This is a genomic window from Haliscomenobacter sp., assembly GCF_041740695.1.
GTDB lineage: Bacteria > Bacteroidota > Bacteroidia > Chitinophagales > Saprospiraceae > Haliscomenobacter.
In genome coordinates, this window is sequence record NZ_JBGSLK010000109.1 from 1 (window position 1) to 25,977 (window position 25,977).

The following is a 25,977-nucleotide window of genomic DNA, read 5'->3' on the forward strand; positions in this document are numbered from 1 at the left end:
CTCCCCTACCCCCATATTTTTTTCACCCCCTCTCCAAACCCGTTACCCTTTCCCCCTCCAACCCCGGTAACAAAATATGAATAGTGTTTCCCCCCCGGCCCCCCGCTTCCACCCGAATTTCCATCCAAAATCCATAAAAAATCTGTTGGACTATTGATTTATTCAAACAATCCCCACATCTTTGCACCACAAGCCGAGAAGTTGCAATGCTGTTGCGACCTTTCGGCTTTTTTTATTTAACCAGATTTATACTTCTCGGATATATTTTGGAGGGGGCGTGCCCCCTCACTTTTCCGTCTCGCCGAATCTCGCTAATCGCATTCCAGCTTCCCGTCTTGTACGTTGAAAAGTTTGAACTGTAGTTGAATGTCCCTCGCGGCAGCCTCAACTCCTCAACTCCTCAACTCCTCAACTAATAATGCTATGAAAACCACACCATGATCCAGGCCCACCCTGACATCAAACTCGTGTCCCGTCAGTTGCAAGAAGCGCTGGCGGGCACCAAAAACCTGAAGTACCGCGTCATCATCCTCCTGATGTTGGACTGTGGCTTGCGGGTCACCGAAGTTGTGAAGCTGCAGCGCAAGAACTTCAACTTCATGCAAAACACCGTCACGGTCGCCAGCCTCAAGAAGCGCAGCAAGCGCCTGCACACCCGCAGCATCCCGCTGTCTACCCGCCTCCTTGAAGCCCTCGCCGACTACTGGCCTCGCATCAAAGATTCGGAGCCGGATACCTACATTTTTCCAGCAGCCAAAACTTCCAAGTCGCTTTACCTGAGCCGGGTGGTGGTTTGGAAAAGGATCAAGAAGTATTCTGGAGGCCTTGTACACCCGCACATGTTGCGGCACACCTTTGCCACGCGAGTGGTCCGGGAAGGCAACGACATCCGGGTCGCTCAAAAACTCCTCGGCCACAACAGCCAGCAGACTACCGAGATCTACCTCCACGTCGAAGACCAGGAATTGCGCCAGGCTATCCAATCCATCGATACGAGTTCCTGGTTGCAAAAGCTCCAACGGCGCGTCTTCCCGCCCAAACGGGTCCACGTCATGCCCCTGGAGAAGGGACTGACCAAGTACCACGTGGGCCGGAAAGCCGAAATTGCCAAATTGATGGATCTGGCTGAAAAAAAGGTCAACGTCCTTCTCCTCGGTCCCCAGGGCATCGGCAAAACGCATTTGCTGGACAACTACCAACAGGGCAAAATCCTCCGGGTCGACGACATCACTTACCCCAAAAAGATGCTGGGCAGCATGCTTCTACACCTTTTCCAGGACGACAAGGAGGCCATCGCCAAGGCCATGTTCGAAATGAAGGACATCCAGCAGGTGATCACCAGGGAGTCGGCCAAACGCTTGGTGGAACTGCTCCTCCAGGTCACCCGACCCCAGGAGTATACCCTGGTGTTCGATGATCTGAGCAACCTCACCCGTAGCCAGGTCACGTATTTGGAAAAACTGAAAAACCATTTCCACATCCTCGCGGCGGCCCGTCAGGTCAAGGTAGAGCACTCCAGCTTCATCACCAACTTCGAAAAACTCGAAATAAAGCCCCTCACACGCCCTGAGACGCTCGAACTTATCGCCAAGGCCGCAGTATCCTACCAGAACCGCATCGAAGACTACGAGGGCTTTAAAAACCACATTTGGGATCAAACCGGAGGCAACCCCCTCTACACCCTCGAAATGATCGAACGTTACCAAAAGGAAGCCTACGTCTCTACCGAACAAACCCGCGACATCCGCCACACCACCGCCCAACGGGAACTCGACATGATGCTCCCCCTCATCATCGCCCTCTCGGCCCTGATGATCCTCCGCTACGCTGGCGGCGAACTCGGCGACGACGCTGGTGCCTACCGACTCATCGGTGGCATTTTCCTCGTCTTCGCTCTCTTCGCCAGAAACATTTACAAAATGGTCAAACGGAAGTTTATCTAAATGGAAGTACGAATGACGAGGTACGAAGTACGAATTGGGCACCCTCCTGAAATTTCAGGTGCAGCCCAATTCGTACTTCGTACCTCGTCATTCGTACTTCAAAAAATCATAAATCAAAACCATGACTCTACCTAACCATCTAGCCGGAGGACTCGTCTTCACCGGCTTCTTCGCCGCCCTAGCCAACATCAACATCCTCGAAAGCCCCGCCACCATTGGCGCAGTCCTCCTCGGTGCCACCCTGCCCGACATCGACCACCCCCGCAGCCCGATCGGCAGACTCTTCCTGCCCCTCAGTCGCTACCTGAATAGCCGCCACGGTCATCGCACCCTCACCCACTCGCTGCTAGGACTGGGTATCTTCTGGCTAGCCGCCGGACTCTTGGAACAAACCCTCTGGCAATCCCAGCGCCTGACCGCCATCGCCGTCATTGCCATGGTATCCCACCTGCTTTTTGACATGGTGACTTTGCAAGGTGTACTCCTCTTTTACCCCTTCCTCAAAAATCCCTGCGTCCTTCCTGGCGACCCCAACATGCGCATCCGTACGGGCGACATGCGCAAGGAAACCATCTGGTTCTTTGCCTTCATCCTCGGTGGCCTGGCGTCCCAGCCGCTCTACAAACAGGGTTTCTGGACTACCTACAACCGTACCTTCGGTACCCTCAAACACCTGGCTTCGGAGTTCAAAAAATCTTCGGATGTACTGGAGGTGGATTACCGCTACCATGAGGGGAGCCAGGTTTTCCAGGGCAAAGCCCTCTGTATCGAGGCGCGGGAAAGCAAGGCAACTTTACTCAAAGACGGCCAGTTTCTGCTCCTGGACAAGTCCAAACAGATCATCCACCACACCATCCCTCGCCACACCGGGCGCTCGTTTCGTTTTGAAGAATTGCTCCTGGTGGAAGTAGGCCTGGATAGCATCAACAAACTGCTGCACCAGCAATTGATCCTGGAGGTCAAACTCCATGCGACCGACAACTTTGTGGCCCGGATCGGTGGCCAGATGAAGGAAGGTCAGCAATTCAGCGCCAAGTACCTGAGCGACCTGGTGATTATGCGCCCGCAAGCCACTACGGCCAAAGAGGCCTTTGTCCCCCAAATCGATCCCCGCATCGAGGTGCTGCGCGTCCAAGTCCAAAACCTCCGTCAGGCGGATCGGGCCGCCCTCGCAGAATACCGCAACTTAATGGCTGAACTCGCCAACCTGGAGGCGATGCAACCTTCCGACGACATCTACCTGGATCAAAAGCGTACCCAACGCATCAAGGAACTCCGCAAGGTCAAAATCCCTGAGCTGCACGAAGCCAGAGTGATCGAATTGGAAACCCAGTTGCGTGAATTGCAGCAGGACAATCGACTGCGGAATTTACAGCAGGCTGCGGAACTGGAGGTGGATTGGGCGCGAAATTTGCCGGGTGAGTTGTTGTTTACTGGGGTGCTTAAAGTGGTGAGAATTTGAGCATGGAGGCATATTGCTTCATCCCCGTATTGTAGAAATCACCTTACTCGGATCCACACAACTATGGAAAGTGTGAAGTGTTGCGAGTTGTTCATAGTGGAACGCCTAAAATTACAAGGTGCCGCGCATGATTAACCTTATGTAAAGGTGGGTACCTATCACATGAGGCTGTGCTGAAAGAGATAATTGGATAAACTTAAAATGACATTAGAATAAAGTTATTTCAAATGATGAATGACAAATTTGGGGCATTGCCTCCCCCATTCGTCATTCGTCATTCGAAAAATTCGTCATTCCCCTTACCGCTGCACCTGCACTATCTTCAACCACACCTGCCTACCGCTTTTATCTCGCAACACCACTTGCAACAGTCCTCGTGAAGCCGGGTCACTCATTTCAATTTTAAAAACATTGCGGCCAAGTACCACTTCCCGGCGCTGCGTCTGCACGATCTGCCCCAGGGCATTGAGCACTTGCACATCGATGGTTTCACCTTGTGCACGATCCCAATCTAGCTCCACCTGAAAATCGGTATTAAAGGGATTGGGGTAAGCTCTGGCCTGGAGTACCGTGGCCGCTAATTGATTTTTTAAGTTGTTTTGCTGCGGCAGCGCACTCAGGTTTCCGGCACCTGCACTGACCTCGGTTAACAAGGTTTTTGCGCAGCCAAAGGCATTGAACACTTGCACCGTGTAGGCACCACTGCACAGTCCTGCCACGGTTTCGGTCGTGCCGCTCATGGGGGCTTGGTATACTACGCCGCTGGCATTGCTGACCACGAGGCTGAAAGGGCCTGCGGTGCCGGAGGCTTCGACGTAGATGCTGCCATTGCAAGAGGCCGTGGCCGGGGAGGTGCTGATGATGCGGATGGTGGCCAGGAGGCTGATGCTGGGGAGCAGCAAAAGCACAAAGAGGCTTATTTTTTTCATGACTTGGTTTTTAAGCTTACAGCATTTATTTCAAGGAAACTGGAATCTCTGGCGTAGCTGCCGAACGAATGCCATCCGAGAAACGCATGATAATCTGGTATTTGTAATCGCTGCCTGGGTTTACTTCCTTGTCTTTGTAAACGTACAGCGCTTGTTGTCCGGCCAGGGTAGTTACGGGAGGGTTTTCTTCAAGGGGTAAAACGGAATACAGCGTAAGACTGGCATTGTCTCTGGCTCGATAAATCAGCATATCCATTGGTTTGATGTTTTCGGGATATTCCCAGCGTAATTTCACCGCCAATTGATTATCCGAAGTCGAAATTTCGGCCTTGCCATTGCTGGGTCCAGGTCTTTTTACAGCTGTGCTTTTCCCTTTGGCAGGTTTGGAACTGCTGTACAGCCCTGCTTCATCATAAGCGATCACGCGGTAATCCCATTCTGCAACCGTCGCCAGGTTGGTGTCCTGCCAGGTCTGAGCGCTGCTCAGTGCCCCATTTTGTACCCATGCTGATTCCCAGGCACTTCCGGCACTGGGCTTGCGTTCGATCACATGTTTGACCACATCTTCACTGCTGCTGGGTTGCCACTCAATGCTGATTCCTGCGTTGCTGGGTTGTACTTTCAGCACCAGGGGTTCGGCTGGAGGTACCACATCCGGGCGTTTCAACTCAAGAACGATTCCCATTTCGGATTCGTTTTCGTGAAAGTCCACCGCACTAATGCGATAAAAAATAGATTTTGAAAGGGTTTGCATTTCAATCCTGTGACTAAAAGTTGCCCCTGCAATCACGCCTTGTGAAACCTCAGAGAAAGTCCCCTCGGCACTGTTGGACTTAAAAACCCGATACCCTCGTACGTCCAAATCTGCATTGACTGTCCAACTCAAATCTACCGTACCCCCATTGCTGATCGAGCCTTTTAGTCCAGCGGGTACGCCGGGAGGGGTCTCATCAGCGATTTGGCCCAGGGCTGGTACCGCACTCATCTCGTAGTTGTCTTGATGGATGGCCACTACCTGGTAATAATTGGAAGAAAGTGGACTGGCGTCTTCAAAACTCCGCGCTGTATTACTCAAGGTTCCATTGGCCATTAGGGTAAAAGGCCCATCAGGGTTGCCGGATCGGCGCACCTCGATGCGTTGAATTTGGGCATTGATGGAATCGGGAAACTCCCAGAATAAACTCAAGGTCCCCTGGTTGACTTCGGTGATTTTGTACACAAAAGGCCGTTCACTCCGCTGTACGCCTTGTTTGCTTGCTGCAACGCTTGCCGAAGGTGTGCCTGCAAAACCAAAGGGGCTAATCCCTCGCACCCGGTACTGTACATTTCCAGTGGCGGGCAATTGATCTCCAAAAAAGACCAAATCGGGCTTGTTTCCTTCTCTTTCGGGGCTGAGCAAGGGCGATTTGTTGCGCGTAATCCAGGTAGCCCCATTATCCGCTGAACACTCTACTTTGTATGTGGTATAATGCTGCTCCAGGCCAGTGCGTGACCAGGACAACAAAATTTGCTGGCCTTTTACTTCAGTCCGAGGCAGTGGTGGTGCGGGGGCCTGGTATTCGCTGGCGGTACTTAGGGTGAGCGCAGCTAGCAAGATTGGATTTTGACCATTGGCCTGGGTGTGTTGGTACAAGCGATACAAATAGGTTTCACCTGCCTGGACGTTGTTTTGATCCGAATAGCCCAGTGCCATGGCGCTGGCTACCGCAAAACTGCCATCGGCGGCCAAAAGGCCAAAGCCATAGCGGTTTTCTTGTTGGGAGTTGGCATTGAGGGCACGTGCCAGGTCGTCGCCTCCGGACATTGGCTCCACGTCAAAGGATTCCTGGTACAGGGCAGCTGCCGCAATCCCTGCGGCATTGAGGGTGTCCGACATGGAAATAAACAGGCTTTCGGGCGCGGGTTTGATCAGCGAGTCGAGCACCAGTAGGCTGGCATTGACCTGCGCTGCACTTTGAGCTACGCCACCACTGGTCAACTGAATCCGCTCCAGCTTGTAGCCCAAGGTATTGCCTTTCTGCCAACTGGGGAAATCGGCAGGTCCCCAGCGCAGCAGCACTTTGCCCTGGTGGTACACGCCTTTGAGCTGCACACTGCTTTGGTTTTGGGCAAACACTGTACCCCAGATCAGCAAGGCACAGAGTAGCAAGAGGTTTTGTTTCATGGTTTGTTTTTTTTTAGTTGGAAATTTGAAAGGTTGAAGCGTTGAAGAGAAGCTGCCGCAGCGGCTTAGACGTCGTTCTCGTCAAAATCGCTGCGGTAGCGAACTCTTCAACCTTTCAACTCTTCCACTCTTCAACTCAATGAATCATCAATTTCTCCACCTGCACCCATTCTCCTTGTTGCAGGCTCAAGGTGTATACCCCCTTGCTCAATCCCGTCAAATGGATACTTTTGCTTTCTTGCGCCCGCAAGGTTTGTTGGTATACCACTTGCCCCAGTAGGTTGTGGATGCTCAGTACCCCGTCGCCAGCGTCCGCGCGCAGGCTGCGTACCTGGAGTTGATCTTGGGCCGGGTTGGGCGAAAAGCTCAAGAGGTCTTTGGCCGTGCGAAGTTCTAAAGTAGGGGTACTGGTTTTGAGCGTATATTTCCACAGCTCCCGACCATTGGTTTGATTTTGGGCCATGAACAGCAAGGTAGTTTCGTTGAGTTGGACGATTGGGCCGGGATTGCTACCAGATGTACCCGTAGTGATGTCGGCAGCTACTTTGGTGCCGCCAGCGGTACCATCCGTTTCAAGTAGTTCTATCCCCGTAGAAACATCTTGTTTGTAATCACCAGCATAATAGATTTTAGCGCCAACGGGCGTCAACCAGGTGGGACTGGAAGAAATAAATCCCTTGTACAAATCAGTGAGCAATTTTGTGCCCGCTGCGGTACCATCAGTGACCCACATTTCCTGGCCAGTGGAAAATTGCGTCTTTTCTCCTGAAAAAAAGGCCAATCCTCCAGCAACGCCCATCAGACGGGTATGGTTGATGTTTCTCGTAAACATTGAACTCAAAGACACTAATTTGATTGTATTTTGAACAGACCCATCTGAGACGTACAAATCACCACCTGCGGCGATGATCGCTTTGCCATTTAGTTCTACCACATCCAAAAGATACCCACCTGGAATCAATATTTTGGTGCCATCTGGAGTGCCGTCGCTTACCCAGATGTCTTCTTTACTGCTACCTGTTTCGGGCGAAGCGCCAAAATACAATTTGCCATTCACCACCCGTAAAACCTTGGGAAAGCTGCCAAAAAATCCAGGATTGATGTCTTTTACCAGTTTGGTGCCTGCCTCGGTGCCATCGCTGATGTACAGCTCCTCGCCCGCGTCTAGGTCATCCACCGAAAAACAGACTTTAGCCCCCAAAGCGGTCAAATATTTTGGTTTGGAGCCGGAGGAAGATGACAACAAATCGACCACCAGTACCGTGCCTGCGGCAGTGCCATTGCTTTTCCACAACTCGCGTCCAGCTGTTCCCGCTGCGCTAAAAAAGAGGGTGGTGCCCGCCACACAGAGGTCGGTAGGGCTACTACCAGTGGTACCCGGGTAAATGTCCTTGAACTGTACCGTGCCCTCGGGGCTGCCATCGCTTACCCACAGCTCCCGCCCGGCGGGGCCAGTGGCGGCAAAGTACAATTTGCCCTGGTAAACTGTAAAATAATCGGGCTGCGAGGCGCCCGTGCCAGGGTTGATGTCTTTCAAGAGTTTGGTACCCGCTTCAGTGCCGTCACTGACCCACAATTCAATGCCGCTGCTGCCATCAGTGGCGGCAAAATAGGCCTTGCCTTGCCAGATCTGGATGGGCATGGCATTGTAAAAGGTCTGGTCAGCGTGCCCTGTGCCCGGGTTGATGTCTTTGACCAGGGTGGCTTGGGCATTGAGTATTACTGTGCTGAATAAAAATAAAATCAAAATTGTAAGTGTTTGTTTCATGGTTTGTTGGTTGTGTTATTTGCGGGGTGATGGATTGAAAGAGGGGTTTAGTTGGTTATGTTTTCTGCTTTGGTTACCTATGCAACCTGGTAATTGGCCGGGTTGTAGTAGTTGTGGCTGGGGTTGGTGTTTTTGAATGGGGTAGCTTGAGCACTTAAGGCTGATACTAAACAAGAAAAATAAAATGTTAGGTTGTGTTTCATCGTTTTGAGAATGGAGGTTTGTTAGGTTGTTTAAATTTTTAGATTTAAGAATCATTAGTCGTCAGGGTAATTGATTTCAGTGATCTCATTTAATATTTTTCTTGCGAGAGCATCTGCATGTCGCGTAGTTTCTGGTAACCTATATTTTGTACATAATTTCAATACCCACTTACAAGCTGAATCTATTGATATTTTATGCCCCACCGAAACAAATAAAGGTTTTATGTGATCTTGTGTTCGAAGAACTCTACCAACCTCTTTATCGTTAAAAACTAGGGGCGCATAGTCTCCCCTTTTAGAGCCTACTGTAGCATGGCCTCCAATTAATCTAGTTTTAGCACAGCCAATTGTTGGAATGTCCAACTCAATTCCTAAATGACTGGCCATACCAATTCCTTTGGGGTGAGCAATTCCATGCCCATCACAGATAATGAGGTCAGGTTTTATTGTTAATTTTTTAAACGCAGCAACCAATGGTGGGACTTCTCTAAATGAAAATAATCCAGGCAGATAAGGGAAATCAATTTGTAATTCGTAATATGCTTGATCCTCTACACATAACGTTTCAGCATTCAATACTATTATAGCACCTACCATCCTCTTTTCTCGTTCATCATAAGCTACATCAGCACCAGCAATAAATTTGACCTGTTCTTCCAAATTACTTTCTAATATTTGAACTCGTTTTTGTAGCTCATTTTGTAGTTCATAATATGGAATAACATCAAAATTATTCCCATAATAGCCTTCTGAAGCATTTTCTTCTCGCTGTCTTTTCCAGCCTTCTGAAAGGTGTTCTTCGCTATCTTCATATTTACCATTTAGGTTGTACTTTCTGAAAGTTTGAATGTTTGTTTTGTCCTTAATATTATAGCTTTCCACACGATTGCCTTGTGAATCGACTTTTATCAATTCAACAATTGTATCCATATCAAATACAGTAAAAACTTCCGATTTAGGAGAATAGTCGAGAAAATATCCGTTTCTTAGCTCGTTATACAATCCAATCTTTGTCAATTTATTAGAGGCGTTATATTCTCGATATACACCTTTCATTAGTCCATTTTGCACTTCAAAAAAGACAATAATCCCATCTTCACGTGGGCTTTTTACAAAACCTGTGTATTCCAATCCTTGCAGGTAAAATTTTTCTGTATTTGAACTAAAGTCCAAATCATAAATGCTAACTAAGTTTAAGTTATTATTCATTTCCGACAACTTTTACACCATGAGTACAAATCCAACATGCTACACATCTAGGCGGGTTTGTCCCCTGTTTATGTTTTACAAAAATAGTAAATTCACTGAGTCTATTCTCTGGGAAAGCCCCACTTGGTATCCCTTCTAACTGTTCTAATTTCTTTATCCCTGCATCAAGCACTCTAAATTCTGCATGTGTTCCGAATTCACCTGCGGAAGTGATACTAGCGGTAGGTGCGTTAATCAGTTCATTATCTTTTGCAAATTTTAAATATTCTAGCCTTCGTTTAAGAATTGGATGTAATCCGTTTAGAAAAGTTTGAGCTGTTGTACCAATTTCACCTGATAAAAAATTTGTTGCTGTAATAGTCTCTTGCAACTTGGCATGATATATTCCAGCTCCTACGACTGCATTGTTTGTAATACTTAATTCATTTACTTTTTTCACCATTTCCATGATTTCATTGCCATAGTTAGCTTGTACATTTGCAATGAAATTCTCATCAATTACTACCTTAGGCCAATAATTTGCTCCTGGGTATTCCATTGTTAAAATATCGCCAGATTCTAGCCATGTTTCAAATAGTTCTGGATTATTTAATATTTTGAGAATAGCTTCTGAATCTCCCTTAAAACTCTTTACAATTCGGCTAATAACTTCCACAAACAACTCCGGCTTTTCCCAATTTCTTTCAACCAAAGAAAGCAATAATTTACGGATGGCATCACCACCACTACCTGTTGAAGCAAAAAGAGCATAAAATTCTTCATTGAAAAATTTCAGAAATTCTGTTCCTTTTCCTGATTTGATTAGACTCTCGGCAATAGATTTGGAAAGTTGGGTGCCAACTTCTACAGATGGGATCAATTTGTACTTTGCAAACGTTTCAAATAGAATGAATTCAATGGTAGTTTTAGACAACCGCTCTCCTAAACCAAGCGCGAGTCTAATTTCTGAAACCATGCCTCGTAAGCGCAAGTAAAGCCCATTCCTTACTCTAACCAAGGAGATAAGCGCTTCCGCCCGATCAACTGACCGGATGATGGTAGCAACACTAACGAAAGCATCAGCAGTTAAGAAAAAAGCATTTATTGCATGAATCGTGTTAATGAATTCATGGCCTCTGTTTTTGTCATCAAAAAGAGCCAAAATTTCATCTTCAAGAGATAAAGTGACCAACTCTGAAGAAGCAGCAAAAATCCCCAATACTCTTGCCGCGGTTGGAATGGCTCCCGCCTCTACGACTGCACCTTGCCCCAGGGTAGCAGCTAAAAATGCAAGATTTAATACGACAAAGCCTGTCTTTTTTAAAACCTCATTGATTTCATTATCCTGCTTTTTAGAAAAATAAGCCAACATATATGCAGGAATAACCTTTACTTCTCCGGCCTTCCATCCAAATTCGGGCACATTCCCAGTTGGAACAACGATAACTAGTTCGAAGAGGTCTAGCGTTTTTGACCATTTTACTTGGTGATAACAGGAGTCGCTAACCTCAAGATAATCATAACTTTCATCGACAATTAGCTTCGAACCAGTGGGCATCTCATAGTTAACATTTATCTTACAGTCAGTCGTAAAAGCTGTGTTTATAGAAATATAAGGCTCTTTTGAACATAGCCAAGAAGGCCCAACATGAAGGATTCTACCTTTAAAATGGCTTTGAATCTCTTGCTGCGACCATGAGCTGATGGCTTTTACTGAGATGTTTTTAAAGGCATCAGCAAATCTTGAGAAGAAAGCCCTATCACTGCCATAGCTTTTAAACAATTTTTCGACATAGCTACAATTCCTCGTAATGGTTGAAAAGACACAAGACGCTTGATCTACTGAATTCACAAGCAGTTTTAGAAAAGCCTCCTTGTCTCTACCTCCAGTAGGAGTAGTGAAAATACCTATGCCTTGAAGGTTTTTGGACAATAATAAATCTATGATCGTGTCACGAGTTGCACAATCCAAGTCCTTGATTACCTCATTTGGAAATCCAACTATGGCCTGAGCTACGATATCCTGCTTGGAAATATTCGTAAAAGAAGAATTGACAATATGGTTTAATAAACACCCTGCGTCATCGCCAGCATATAACAGTAGAGTATCTAAAGCTCCTCTTGGGTTTTTCCCCGTAAGCAAGTTTACGCCAGTTAATTTTCCCGACAATAATATATCGACAACCCTCTTTTTTAACTTACAACTAATTCTTACAAGCACCGATCTTGGCAACTGCAAAATGCTTAGTGCCATTACACTTTGATCGTCGATACTACTCAGAGATGTTTCAACAGTTTTGAACCAATTGGCAAAGGCGTACAAACCAGCAAGATATTCAGCCTGTGTCTGGTTACTAGTGAGAATAACTGATTCTCCATATATCTCCTTCATCACATTGTCCCAATAGACTTTATCAAATTCGGTCCCTTTAGCAAATTCACCAGCAACATAATTGAAACCCTTGGCTTGTTGGCAAAGCAATTGAAGTGCTTCAAAATCAGTATCTGATATACTTCCTCTTGTATCATCATAATATTTTCGACCCGGGCTATTTTTATATTCTTCACAAAAATCACAAGATGCATACATGCCCTGTGGTATAACGTTAGCGGGCATTGCTCCATCAATCTTGGTTGCAGGACGATTGACATATGAAAAAGTGTAAGTTTGAACTGTTCCATCCCTCGTGATAGGAATGGTCACATTGTACGTTCCGGCAGCCATCGGGGAAAACCCGTTATATATTATTTTTTCACAATCCGTAAGCGAAGGATAGTCCTTACCTGTTGAAGCCTTGACTGCTTCAAAATCTTTCGATTTACAGAACCCAATAAATTCTCCACGACCAAGTCGAGTAAACATGGATATATATTGCTCCGAATCAATATTAAAACCGACTAAACTACCCCGTGGAAACCCATCACTATCATTTGCCCTATCAAAATAATGTGGTGTCAAGATTCCAGTTCCAGTATGGGTTGCCAAAACCCCAGAAGGCAAAATGTAATAAGGAGGTATTTGAACTGTGCAGTTTACTATTTTAGAGAGGTAGCTATAATCTTCCAAAACATCTACCCCTGATAATTCTTCCAATAAAACCCTCATCGCATCAATCCCCTTCGCCACAGCCAATCCCCCACTTCCACCAGCAGCAGCTTTTTCGCCCGCTGCTGCCAGGTCATTTTCCAATTCGCCTTGCTCCTCCACATTCAGTCCCTCAATGGCAGGCAATTTCACCTTAAAGCGCACCTGCATGGCCAGGCCATCGCCAGTCATTTGGCGTACCGCCAGGATGAAGGAGCTGCCTGCAAGGTTGCTGCGCAACTGGGGGCGAGCTCGAGCTACCGCTACATCATGATCATAATCGGCGGCGCGGGTGGCAAAACGCTCCGCAAAAATGCCCTGATTCTCGTATCGGTTGAGCGGGTACATGATTTCATCATCTACCCGTAGGCTTACGGTGCCATTAAAAATGGGCGAAAGCGCTGCTGCAAACTCGGTGGCACTGGTTTTGACCCGCGCCATACTGGGGTCTTGCAGGCCCGCCCGATCCTTGGATTGGATCGAGACAGGCAGGGTATCGGTCTGGGCATGCACGGAAGGGGTGACCAGCCCAATTGCCATCACCATTAGCAGCGCATACTTCACTAAAAAAGCAGCATTCAAAAGTGGATATTGCAACAAAGTTTTCATGTTCAATCAAAATTGGCGTTTAGCAATTGGGTTAGTTTTGGATGTTGGTTTTGGCACCAAAGCTCCAGGTAAAGCTGGTACTGGAGTTCACGGATTTACTACCCGGCAGGCGGTAAGTAGCCATGACCGGAATACTACCCGCAGCAGGCAATGGAATGCTGCGACCGATGAAGGCATCCAAAGCAGCATCCTTTGTACAGCCTCGGCTGCTGGTGTCGTTGCCACAAGTTTTTAACCTTTGGGCCTCGGCAAGGGCAGCCTGGTCTTCGAAATCATCCAAATCCTGCCGCAGCACTGCATGCAAGCGGTTTTCCAGCGTGGTACCTGTCGCGAAGCCCAAGGCCAGTTCCCCTTTAGGTCCCGAGGCATTGACATCGCGTGAAAGGGGTTCAAAACTTTTAAAGTTGTCAAATTCCCCTCTACTATACACCTTTTTGAAGTTGTTGAGGTACCAGGGATAGTTGTCGATCACCATTTCAAAAGCAATGAGTGGTGTCTCCTCATTTTGCCCCAAGGTTTCAGCATCGTCAAAGGGTTCAAGTGCTGGAGCTTTGAAGTTGATGTTCAAGCCGTCCCAGCTGCTGGTCGCCGCTGCTGCAAAAGCCGCCATTTTATCCTTGAAGTAAGCGTATTGGCTGCTGCGGAAGGGGAAGCTCAACAAGACCTTACCTCCCGATACAATGCTCAGGGTATAGCCCGTAGCGGGCTGCAGGGCATCAGCCGGGATGTCGAAGCTCAAACGCTTGTCGTAATTGCTGTACGACACCAGGGTTTCGGTAGTACTACCCCCACCTTCAAAGCGGGCAAATACCGGTTGACCCAGGCCCAAGAGTTCTTTTTGTCCCAGTTTAAGCTGGATGTAACCCTGGCGGTCGGCTTTTTCGTAACGGTAGAAGGACTGCATGCCTACTGTCGGGTAGCTGTAGGCTACGTTTTCGGCAGGAATCCCGCTGGCAACGAGCCCGGTGCGGAAGCTCACACTATCCCGATCGGTCACCAGTACTTGTCCGTTGTGGCTGCAAGTAGCCTCAGTGTACAGGCTGAAGCGGGCATTGGCTGGCAGCAGTTCGTAGGGTGCCAGGGTAATTTGCAGGCTGTCTTTGCTGTACGTCAGGCCGCAGGCAATAACTTGGCCCAGGGAGTCGCGCAATTCCAGCTTCGTGAGGCTGGTCTGGTAATACACGGTGTTGCCTTCTTCGTCCAGCATAGGTACCCTGGCCTTGTTCATGGGTAAGGTAAATGTGGCCTGAGGTCGGGCAATTTGACTGACCCCAATCGTGCTGTTTTGGGGCCGCAATTCGCTGATGAGACTGAGTTCGGGTTCGGGCACAGGCTGGCCATTTTCGTCCACCAATTGGCAAGGTTCACCAATGGTAAATTTGAAGTTGAACTTGCCTTTCACCAAGCCACCCAGGATTTTGTAACGCCCGGCCAAGCTGCCTTTGGCCCAGAAGGGGTTGGGCAATTGACCTTGCAGAGCTACCCCGGCAGAGAGGCTGGCGATGGGGAATTTGTTGCCGTTCTTTTTGAGTTGCAGGCCTACTTCGGCTTGTACGTAGGCCCAGAGCTGTCCGGAAGCGTACCAACCGTTGATGCCCAATTCGCCACTACCTGCGCAGGAGGCACCCCCGTATTGTTGCAGTTGCAGGTCAAAACCTACGCCTGCATTGAGGTTGGCATACAGGATCAGGAATTTGAGTTCCCCTGTAGTGATGCTCAAATCGGCCCCAAAGGCAAATCCATTGCCGCTGCCCCGGGTGCTTTCCGCTCCCTGGGTTGCACCCAATCCGGTGAGTTCACGGATATGGGCTGGCAGTGGGGGCATGGCCGGAATGCCATTGCCGATGTCCAGGTAGGCGGTCATCACCAGGGCATTGTTGGGCAGGCCAGGCACATCCATGGTCAGGTTGATGCGCTTGCTGGGTTCCCCAATGTTGATGAACCATTTGGCGGGTGAAAAGTAAAAACGGGCGTCGCCACTACCACGCATGTTGGCGTCATTGAAAAATACCCGGAAATTGGCGTCGAAGATGTCTTCGTCAAAATTGTACTTGATGCTGATGAAGCCCGCTACTTTGGCAAAGTTCGGAATGGTATCAGCTGGATTGTTCAAGCCGTTTTTGTTGCTCTTTACGGGTGTTTGTGCCGGGTTGGGCTTGGTCATAAATTGAATAAAGCCATCGAGCGCAAGCTCATGAATTCCACCACCACTTGCTTTGCTGTTGAAGATGGCTTCCAGACTTACGGTTGCATTAAAGGATTCTTCTTTTTCCGCAGTCATCATCAGGGCCAAACGCAGGCCAAGACCCCGTTCGGAACTGGGGTAGTACTGCACGCCGGAGAGAGAAGTTCCCAATTCACCTGCCGAGCCTCCGCTCCCACTGGAACTACCCCAATTGGTCGGGAAGCTCACATCGTCAGTACGGGTCATACGGTTGGAAAGGCCCCCGCCCAATTTTTTGATGTACATCGGGCCTAAGGGAATGCCTGCACCAGGTAAGGTGGCCATGACGTCTACCATGAAGTATTTGAAGCCGTCAACCTCCCCGAATTGGGCTAATGCATCTATCCCTGCACCGCCTAGTTTGGCAAATTTAACACTTAAGGTCCCTCGGAACCCTGAGCCAAATACAGAGGTAGAATCTCCATCAAAATGGAATACTTCTCCTTTGATTGTATTGCCTTTGATGTCGGCATCAACGGTAAATCTTTTGATGCGCAAGCCTTTGCCAACCCAGCGTTGTCGGCCATTTTCTATCTTCAATTCCCCATAAATCTCAAAGGCACCTTTGGCCGGGACTTTATGATCGTCCGATAGCTCCACCCGGGTTTCTACGTACAAGCCCGCCTGGTTGCCTTCTCGGGCTACAAGTTTCATGGCATCAATACCTAGTTTGAATTTACCCAAACGAGCCGAGGCAGACGCTGGCATGGTCCAAATGCCTGGCGAGAGGTAAGGGGCTTCGTTGGAGAGTACCAGTTTTTCAAAAGTTATGGATGGAAGGGCTAACCCGAGTTTGGTTTGCTTCTGAGGCATTGTATCTTGGGGAGGGGATCCGCTAGCAACAGGTTTTTCCTTTTCGGTTTTAAAAGCTCCTAAAGTATCGATGGCAATGCTACCATTCAAGGTTGCCCGTACTTTGAAGCGCCCACCTACGTATTGCATTTCTATGGATGAACTGGCCAGGATGGTCGCCTTGGCTTTGAGCAAATCCATGGTCATGTCTTCGCGAGGCAAAACGGCAAATTTGAAGCCTTGTTTGGGCTCCATCCGACCCCGGTAGCGGAAACAATCCTCTGGCCCGATTGCACCCTCGGGTTTGCCAAAGAGAGGCAAATGGATATTGCCTGCCAATCCGGCACCAACAAAATGGTTGGCCAAAAAGTCGACCCTGATGGTGTCCACCGAAGCAGCAAATCCGCCAAAATTACCTTGGGAAAGATTGATGAAGTTGGCCGCAAAAGCACTACCCGAAACGCCCTGATCGTCAATGATGAAATTTTCGGCACCAATGGCAACATTCTGGCCACTTTCTGCAAAGCTGATTGGAAGGGTTACCGAAACTTGCCCCAAATACACCCCTCTCCAGCGCTCGTAATTGCCTTCGGGGAATGTATAGCCGGTGGGGAATTTGATTTCCTCTGGAGTTTCGGTGTCACTGAAGTCTGCTATGGCATTTTGAACGCTGATCTGCACCTCTGGATGGTTCGTTAGCGCGAAAGGAGTAATGTTGATGGCTACTGTAAAGTCGTTCAAATCTTCAATCACTGCTGTAGCACGGCCTTTCACCCGGGCATTGGCAATGACTTGTTGGGTTTGGGGATCTACAGGAACGATGATTTTTTCACAAAATTCAAATTCCAAATCCAGGCCAGCTTTGTCAAAACCATGACAATCCCAATTTACGTAGGTAGTATTTGCTTTAAAAATCATCATTACCGCATTGCTCAAACGCATTTCCACATCATTGGCCAGGTACATCTTACCATCTTCCTTTAATCCAGAAGGATCAAGGGGAACGTTCTGCGCACGGAACACAATCTCTTTACCTTGAATATTTAAGATGATGTAAGCATCTAGGTAGGCACCACTGGATGTGATCCGTAAATTTTCCAATAAAAAGCTTGGTTCAGCGCCTTTTGATTCGGATTTGATTTCAATCGGAAACAAACTTGCTCCAATTTTCAAGGAATCTGTGGCGAACCATTGGGACTGACGTTGCCTTACAATTTCTCGCAAATAAAAAGCCCGATGAACACCACCTATGTATTCTGCTCCCGATTCATACTCCGCGAGTAGTGCCGCGGCTTGTTGGCTCGCATCAGGTGTGGGTGCATTGAAAGTGCTTATTTGTTCGCCCCAATCCCGTGCATGTTTGATGTGCGGAGTAGCGGGTGTGGCCTCAATACTGCCAGTGCGGTTGAATTTAAAATTATTCAGGTTGGTAGCATAGGTCGATACTTGCCCGCTCAGCCAAGGGATCAGCTCTGCTATTGTATTGATCGAAGCAGTATCGGCATCGCTCACCCGCTTGAGGCGTTCTATCATTTCCCGAACCAGGCTGCTTAGCCCTGGGTCTTGTTGTAGGGATAACAACAAAGTACTCAGTGCCCGGAGCTTAGCCATGCTCTCGTCACACTCAAATAACTTTACGTGTTTTTTCTGCAAATCGAAGTGTGCAGCTTCCCGTTGAACAGTTTCAGGCAATAGTTTGGGTCTGCTTTCAAAAGATTTGGCCAAACCTTCTTTGAAGAATTGATCATCGGTGCCAAACACCAAGTCACGGTCGCCCATTCCTGTAGCGGCATAAGCAGCATCCGTCCCTCCTCGAAGCTCATCACAATCGGCCTTGAGTTCCAGTATCAAGGAGTCATTGACACGTTGCAATTCTTTCAGCACTTGAATGACCAATGGACGCAGCGTGTCGCGTACTTGATTGGCCAGTTGGGTACCACCTCCAGTGGGAGGCCCATCCAGGCCATTGGGATTGAGCCAGTAGTAAGGGCCCGCGCCAGTTGGGTCGCATTTTTGCCCAGTAGAATCTACTCCCTGTGCGCTGCAACCTTGAGGGTTGTAGATGGTTCCGGTTTCAACATGGATTCCATCTTTATCAAAACCATTAGGATCACGAGTGGGGTCAAATACATCCCCTGGCTGATGCCCTTCGTAAGGAGGTTGTTTGACGTATTTTCCATCGGCATCAAATCCACTGTCGTTTTCGCCGTTTGTCCCAACTGGTGGTGGCGGTGGGGGCAAACAGATGTCCAGCTTGGATTGGGCAGTCCCAAACGTGGGCAATTTGAAATCGGAATCAGTAATAGATGTTAAATTGCCTGACAAAACCTCATAACTAGAGTTGATTTTCAGGCTGCTGAATCTAAACCTGGCTGGTTTATTTATAAAGGGGATCATGGCCACCGCCTCGCCCGAATAAACCCCGGTCGCATTTATTTCTGGCCCATCTACTTTGGTCACCTGTACCGAAAAGCCATAGGCATCAATTACCGTTTTGGGGCGCAGTACGCCAAGTGGCTCTTGATTGCTCGGAGTTTGAGCGGTAAAATCATCTCCACAAGCATACTTTGCCGACAAATTGAAGGAGTCCTCTACGGCGGGTTTCAGGTAGGTGATGATTTGAGTCTGAGTATGGGTATTGCCACAGGTATCACGGGCCTGCCAATGAATTTGTACAACCTTGATGGTTGAGGTTGAAGTCGAATCAACGGTTCGACTCAGCTTCGGTGTCGCATCACAGTCGTCACTGACAATAGGTGTTTCCGTAGGCAGTGGCCAGCCCCACATGAGGGTGTCACTTTCCGGGAATTGTACAAATGCTGGTGCAGTATTGTCCTGCCAACGGATGATTTGAGTAGCCGTTGCCCGGCGACCACATTCATCGCGGGCAACCCAGGTCCGGCGGATCACTTTGGTACAAGGGGTATTTCCACCAATGGATTCATCACTTTCAATCGACAAACGAACCTGTCCACAACTTTGGCAATCTTTGCGCCACTCGGCCCGGAATTGGTAATGTTCTGGTGCAGTAACCAGCAGTGAATCGATGCCAGAGCCATAGCGTGTTTCTACTATGGGGTAAGGCAAACTCCTGGTTTTGTTACAAGAAATTACTATGTCTTCTGCTGGAATTGACAGTGCAAACCCGGAAGCAAATACGGTGGTTTGGGTATCCAATACACAGCCTTCGCCTACTTCAGCTGTGAGGGTATAGGTACCCTGCTGCTTGATGAAGGCATAACTTTTTTGACTCAAGGTTTGTCCATTGCCGTCTCTCCAAACAAAATTGTGGAAATTACCTGCTACTGACAACCTAACGGAATCCCCGCAAATAGCGGCTAAGCCCGGTTCGATTTGTAGTTTTTGATTCCCTAGTTGTTTATTGACATTGGCCGAAGCCGCCAAAGCCAAATTATTGCTTTGTTGCACGGTATACATTCCTGGTTCCGTGGGCGCATAAGTTTGCCCTTCTCCCACAATGGCTCCATTTTGATTTCGCCAGATGTAGGGCCCAGTACCACCAACCGCACTGAGGGTTGGGTTATTTTGTTCACACAAATTCAGCGTTGAAGGGCTAACACTCAGCTGCGGGCACAACGTCACATTATAAATCAAACTATCCAAAATATTCCCATCGTCGTCCGTAATGATCAGACGGTAGATGGTACTATTCATCGGCTTCACCCAGGTATAAGAACTATCCGGGTTGCTGAGGCCATCCTCGGGCAACCATTTCATACACCAGGGATTGAGGCTGGGGCGACCGATCAGGATGGAGTCGCCTGCACATATTTCAATGCAGATTTCCCGACTGCCGATCGTGATGGTGGTATCAATGATACAACTGGTATCAGGAGCAGCAATAGAAATGGCATACGTACCCATCAGTAGGCCGCTGAAAGTAGCACTGGTATCCCACTCAGTGCTATCGATGCGGTACAACCAGGCACCAGGGCTGGACATTTGAATGCGGATTTGTGCATTGGCACTGTCGCAGTGGGTGCTGGGGAAGGAGTCAATTTGGACGATCTGAGGAATGTAGGTGATCACCCGGGTGCTGTCGCTGCTGCTGCAACCTACTGAATCCATTACTTCAACAATGTAGGTGTCCATCGAATCTACCCACACCTGACTGGAGTCAGCCAGAGTATGGCCAGCACTGGTTTTCCATTGGAATTGTAAACTACCAGAAGCTGTTAGCGGCTCCAAAAGCACCTGAGGATTGTCACAACGCAAGGTATCCGTTGCTTTGACCCGCACCACTGGTAGTGGATTGATGGTCAGGGCAAAACTGTCGCGGCTGACGCAAGTATTGCTATCGCGCACTTCCACGGTATAGAGTACCGAGGAGGTGGTATCTACCAACAAGCTGGCAGCAGTGGATCCCGTATTCCAGAGGTAGGTATACGGCTGGGTGCCACCATTGGTTTATTCTAAAGTGAGTTGAAATAGTCATGACCTAATCTGACTATTGCCTCCTCTTAGCCTTAAGATGTTTAAGAGGAGACCATCCATCCAATGCTTTGACCATCTGTCATTTTTTCATCACCCGTAGGCTTTTTTGCTCGGTGCCACAGTGCCATTCCAAAGTATACCAACCCGCAGGCCATTGAGCAACACTCAAGGTATGCTGCTGGGTGTAAGGATCAAGTTTAACAACTTGCAATACCCTCCCTTGATTATCGCTCAATACCAGCTCTACCGCAGCAGCCTGTGGCACCCATTCTACCGTCAATTGATTATCGGTAGGATTGGGATAGGTACGGAGGATGCGGAGATTTTCGGCCGTTTTTTCCACCTTGGTAACCGCTTTGGGGGCCGTGAAGCCCGGTGGCAGATTGGAAAGGGTGAAACAGGCCAGGATTTCGGTCGTTTGCTCAATAACCGGAATACTATAGGTCCCAATTTTTATTGTTTCTGTTCCTGCCGTTTGGAACAAACCGTAAATGCGACCTTGTGCATCGTAACGGAGGTTGGTCACAAAAAACAAACCTTCTTCTGGTTTGAATTCAACAAAGGTATCCAAGAGGCCACTAGCGTTGTAATGGCCAAGCGCAGAGGCATACTCTTCCCAGTGCGGAATCACTTCACGACCTTCAAGAGTGGTTGGGATACCTGGGCCAGGGGTGGTAATTGTGAGCGGTGCCAATAATCCTCCCTCTGCATCAATGGTGGGTGCATTGGCCGTCAAGGAAACATCAATGCCAGCATTGGGATAAATTTTATACCAAATCACTTCCCCTGCTGCATCAATTTTTAGGATAAATCCCATGAGTTCAGATCCTCCTTCCTGAAGGATTCGACCATCCCATTCCAAAAAGTAATCAAAATACCCAGTGACATAGGTATTGCCCAAACTATCGGCAGTGAGTTGAGCGGCGAGGTATTCGCCATACAATTCCTTGGCCCATTGCGGCCTGCCTGCCGAATTGTATTTGAGCAGAAAATACGAATATTCGCTGCGGCTGGTATGTCTGGTGGCCTGGTATACGAAGCCCGAGCTATCGCTCAAAACTGCTTCGGATTCGGTTTCGCCAAACAACAAGGCCGAGCCATCTCTTTGAGCGACAAGTTCCAGCGGATAAAAAGTCCCTACTGGATCGATTTGTATGGAAGTGATTCGCTTCTTATGGTTGACCGCATTTTCATGCGCAAAAATGAGGCGCTCATCTTGGTATGCCAAGGCTTGATCCCCCCACTTGAGGGTATCCGCTCCGAGTACCAAAGACAGGAATCGATCTCCCCGCTTGTTGATGTTCATGACTGGACTAAAAGTGCCATAATAATCAAAATCTTCAGACTCGGGGCTAATCGTTTGAAATTGTTCCACATCAAGGAAGTCCCCCTGAGGAGAATAAGTGGCTACAAATGTGCTGGTGCAATTCCAGTCAGGACAAGATTTAGCCTGGAGATTCCCGGTCCCAAAATCCAAGTGACTGGATTCCAAACTTCCACAGATAACAACATTGTCTTCGGCATCCAGGTTCAGGCTATTGATCTCACCCCAGTATAACTCAGCAGGTACGCCCTCATTCAAACCAACTATTTTACGGGCCCATTGCAACTGACCTTGTTGGTTGTATTTGACCAGAAAGTAAGGTGTGGCATCTTCTTCGTCGAGCAAAAGGGTATCTCCAAAATTCATTTCCACCGAGTACTGATCCATTTGGTAAATGTTCCCTTTCAAATCTATCACCATTTGGGCGCGTTGGAAATTGGAAAACAGATCGCTGGTTTCACCGTCGCTTTTGCGCATCCAGTGGAAACTTAGGTTTTGGGCCTGTAGCCCATTCATGGCCACAAGGAGCAGCACTAAACTGCTAAGTAGAGGTTTATTCATGGTTGTTTTTTTAGTGAAAAGTGAAAAGCTAAAAGTGAAAAGCAGGTACACCATTTGGATTCCACCGTTTGGTATATTTTTCACTTTCCACTTTTCACTTTTCACTTACATTTTGACCAGTTTCTGCACCTTCAACACCTGCCCAGCCTGGTTGCGCAGGTAAATGAAGTAGATGCCTGCCAGCAACTGTTGGGTAGAGATTTGTTGGCGATTGAAGCCAGGTATAGCTCCAAAACGCTGGGTTTTGATCACCCGCCCTAATTCATTTAGCACTTCAATACTCATGTTTTCGCTTGTTTGGGATTCAAACTCGGTCAGGATTTCGTCTTTGAATGGGTTCGGGAATACCTTAAAGCTCTTGTCTGGAGTGCTCCTTTTGCGCAGTACAGTTTCCTGAATTGCGGCCAACTCGGGTGTATTGGCTAAAGTGGTATCCACCGCAATGGAATCGGCATAATAGGAAACGTAGGCCCGCTCATGGAAGAGAGTGGGATTGTAGAAGTCGTAGCCGCCGATGGAGCGGAAGCCTTGTGCCCCAGCAAAATTGCCGCCGAAGTACAGGATACCCTCATCGTATAGCAATTCTACCACCGTTTCGGTTTCTGAGCTGCCGTAGTTGCGGTGCCAACGGTATTGGCCTTGTTGATCAAATTGGATGAGGCCAATGTCTTGTTTGCCCAGACTGCTGAAGTATTGGGTAGAGTCTACGGATACATTGCCTGCGTAGGTGATGCCCACATTCAGGCGTTGTTCTTGCCCAAAGGTGATATCCAGTTGTTGAGGATCGATATCTCCATTGAAGTAGTGTGCCCATTGAGGGTTACCTTGAGTATTTAGGTTCAGCGCCGCAAATTTACTCCCTGCGGCTACTTGAAAGCTTCCTGGTGTAGCTTGGGCAATGTTTTGGGTATTGCCCAATAATAGAGCATAAGCACCTTGTTGGGGTTCTACCGCTGCGCGCAAAATTTGAGCATTGGCCTCCAAATCGATCCGACTTAGCAGGCTAAAGGTATGGGTATGTGCATGCAAAGTACCAACAAAACCGCCACCAATAAGCCCCGTAGCTGCATCATTTTGATTAACTCGTAAAGTGCTCGATTTCACCTTACCTGCTACTAGCACATCCCCGGTTTTGCCTAAGGCTACCCTAAATCCATTGAGCGTGGTATCGATGTTTTCAATGATGGCTGCTCCACGCAGGTCACCTTGTTGGTTGATGCGCAATACAAAGCCATTGATTTGGGCATGGGTGGGTTGGTCGTCTACTAGTTCGGCTCGGTAGCGTAAGGCACCAGTGTAGTAACCGCTGAGGTACAGGAAACTGTCGCGGACTGTGAAATGGGTGAAGTGGAGCAGGGAGTCGGATTCGAGGGGGGCAGCGAAGGCTAAAGTTTCGGTTTTGCCAAAAACATAATATTCTTTGTTCTTGACTTCTTGCCCAACTTTATAAAAAGCGTTGGCATCCCAATTGTCCCAACGCATAACGGCATCGTCTAATGTACCGTAGTTGACATAAGTTTGATCATGCGCATAATTGTAATAGACATGCCCTTGATCAGAAAACTGTAAGCTCATAGGACTCAAGTTTCCATCAAAAATCATTGGCGAGAAACCTGCAAATCGACCGTAATGCAGGGTATCAATATATACTTTTGAATCAGGGGTTTCCTGCTCAAAAACATCAGTTGAATCGACAATAGTAGTTTCTACCAAAGATTGTTCTTCATGTTCATGATCGTGAAAACCAATTGGGCGAATTCGGGCAGGGCAACGGCTCTTTTCTGCAAATTTAAAAACATTATCCTTGGCTCTCAGTTTAAGTGTTGTTTTGCAGTAGGTTACCGCAATACAACTTTTGCTATTGGGGTCATCATGGTGATCGATGGCCAAATCTAATGCCTGTTTCAATTCAGAGGAAAAAAAAGTCCCCCCAAATCTAGTCGAGAGTTGGGCGTCATTGTCCTCCGGGGTTCTGTCGGATAAAATAGCTTTGTAGTCAACCACCATTTTATTCAACATCTCAGTCACCCATACATCGCAAGCAGAGCAAACCTCTAAGTTGTTGTGAATCCGGAGGACTGAATTTTTGACTGACTCAAAATTTTGAACCTGTTGGGTTTGACTACAGTAAGAAATGCCTATACAACGATATCTTGATGCGTCATCACTCCCTGCAATGGCAACCAATTGAGCCATATCTGTACCAAATGAGGTAGATTGACGAAAGGTTTGTAGCGCTTTATCAAAAGTCACCTGCGTGAATTCACGACCACAGGAAATTGGACAATCCAAATTTTGCAGAAATTCCAAATTTTGTAGGTAATTGTTTGCAGTATAGTCATTTGGACAATAACTGATTTTTAAACAACTGATCCGGTTGATGTCTCTTTTTTGAGCCTCAACAATTAGCAACTTCAAACTTGAGCCGTCAAAGGTTGGTTGTTCCGCAAACTCCCCAGTTCGGCTGGCCAGATATTGTTCATAGGAAGCGATCAAGCTACCTATTGAACGGGTAATCATGCTGTTTTTGTTACAAGTTGGGAATGGCGAGTCACTGGGAGGGTTATTAGGCTTGGGTGTTCTAAACCCGTTGCAAAGGTCCCCTTGGGCACCCAATGGATCCGTAACTTTTAATACTGCTTGAATTTTGGGGTCACAAGTACTCCCTTTATAGGTGGTACCTTTCAGCTTAAAGGATATTTCTCTACACTTTTGACCATCTTTAGTCACAATTTGATCTACTACATCTTTGGCTTTCTTCCCTTTTGGACGGGATGAACTAATCATTTCAAGTGACTCCGGGCAAAACTTGATTATGTTGTATTTACCATCGCCATTGTCGCACAAGGTTGTGATCATTGCTCTTTGTGCATCTGAAAGTGTAAACTTGGAATCACTACTTTGGGCCGCACGTAACAACTCCATATACACCCCTTGCACGGTTTCAATAAAATTGACCGGATTCTGAGTTTCTTTGATTTGTTGGTAGACTTTACCGTGTAATGTACAAACATAATTTTCGGTACATTTGCCACCACCTGCACTGATCATTCTTTCGGCTGGTACCGTTATTGAGGATTCGTGCCCATTACAAGTTCTAAAAAAATTACACCCAAAGCCTGACTGAAGAACTAAGAGCCTGTAAAAAATTACGTTTTTCTCAATATGAGATGAATGTTAGCAATCAAAACAAAAGTCTCACTAGTTCTGGTGTCGGCTTCGTAATCAAGGGAGAGCCTTCTTGACCACATGAGCCAAGAAATCGTCCTC

The 25,977-nt window shown here is 47.8% G+C and carries 11 protein-coding genes; 2 read left to right on the forward strand and 9 right to left on the reverse strand.

Annotation, left to right across the window (positions count from 1 at the left end; genetic code table 11):
- Positions 1-437: 437 nt before the first annotated feature.
- Together ACEW9O_RS21880 and ACEW9O_RS21885 are read left to right on the forward strand one after the other, a co-directional pair.
- Positions 438-1,943, forward strand: a complete 1,506-nt coding sequence (locus ACEW9O_RS21880; protein ID WP_373552339.1) for a tyrosine-type recombinase/integrase — start codon at positions 438-440, stop codon at positions 1,941-1,943.
- 121 nt (positions 1,944-2,064) lie between these two features.
- Positions 2,065-3,405, forward strand: coding sequence for a metal-dependent hydrolase (locus ACEW9O_RS21885; protein WP_373552340.1), 1,341 nt, complete (start codon positions 2,065-2,067; stop codon positions 3,403-3,405).
- 299 nt (positions 3,406-3,704) lie between these two features.
- On the opposite strand, the gene ACEW9O_RS21890 is transcribed toward ACEW9O_RS21885, so the two are convergent.
- From ACEW9O_RS21890 to ACEW9O_RS21930, 9 genes are all read right to left on the reverse strand, one after another.
- Positions 3,705-4,334 (reverse strand): hypothetical protein, encoded by a 630-nt coding sequence (locus tag ACEW9O_RS21890; RefSeq protein ID WP_373552341.1) that lies wholly within the window; start codon positions 4,332-4,334, stop codon positions 3,705-3,707.
- A gap of 25 nt (positions 4,335-4,359) precedes the next feature.
- On the reverse strand, positions 4,360-6,498 hold the full coding sequence (locus ACEW9O_RS21895; protein ID WP_373552342.1) for a fibronectin type III domain-containing protein: 2,139 nt from the start codon (positions 6,496-6,498) through the stop codon (positions 4,360-4,362).
- A 136-nt stretch (positions 6,499-6,634) separates the two neighbouring features.
- The gene (locus tag ACEW9O_RS21900; RefSeq protein WP_373552343.1) at positions 6,635-8,266 is read right to left on the reverse strand and encodes an ELWxxDGT repeat protein; all 1,632 of its coding nucleotides are present in this window, start codon (positions 8,264-8,266) and stop codon (positions 6,635-6,637) included.
- A gap of 77 nt (positions 8,267-8,343) precedes the next feature.
- Positions 8,344-8,469, reverse strand: coding sequence for a hypothetical protein (locus tag ACEW9O_RS21905; RefSeq protein WP_373552344.1), 126 nt, complete (start codon positions 8,467-8,469; stop codon positions 8,344-8,346).
- 54 nt (positions 8,470-8,523) lie between these two features.
- Entirely contained in the window at positions 8,524-9,678 is a 1,155-nt protein-coding gene (nfi, locus tag ACEW9O_RS21910; RefSeq protein ID WP_373552345.1) for a deoxyribonuclease V, read from the reverse strand.
- Positions 9,671-13,351, reverse strand: coding sequence for a hypothetical protein (locus tag ACEW9O_RS21915; protein WP_373552346.1), 3,681 nt, complete (start codon positions 13,349-13,351; stop codon positions 9,671-9,673). The genes nfi and ACEW9O_RS21915 overlap by 8 nt, the downstream gene beginning before the upstream one ends.
- A 31-nt stretch (positions 13,352-13,382) precedes the next feature.
- Positions 13,383-20,735 (reverse strand): hypothetical protein, encoded by a 7,353-nt coding sequence (locus tag ACEW9O_RS21920; RefSeq protein WP_373552347.1) that lies wholly within the window; start codon positions 20,733-20,735, stop codon positions 13,383-13,385.
- 166 nt (positions 20,736-20,901) lie between these two features.
- On the reverse strand, positions 20,902-22,707 hold the full coding sequence (locus ACEW9O_RS21925) for a T9SS type A sorting domain-containing protein (RefSeq protein WP_373552348.1): 1,806 nt from the start codon (positions 22,705-22,707) through the stop codon (positions 20,902-20,904).
- 105 nt (positions 22,708-22,812) lie between these two features.
- Positions 22,813-25,758, reverse strand: coding sequence for a T9SS type A sorting domain-containing protein (locus tag ACEW9O_RS21930; RefSeq protein ID WP_373552349.1), 2,946 nt, complete (start codon positions 25,756-25,758; stop codon positions 22,813-22,815).
- Positions 25,759-25,977 lie beyond the last annotated feature (219 nt).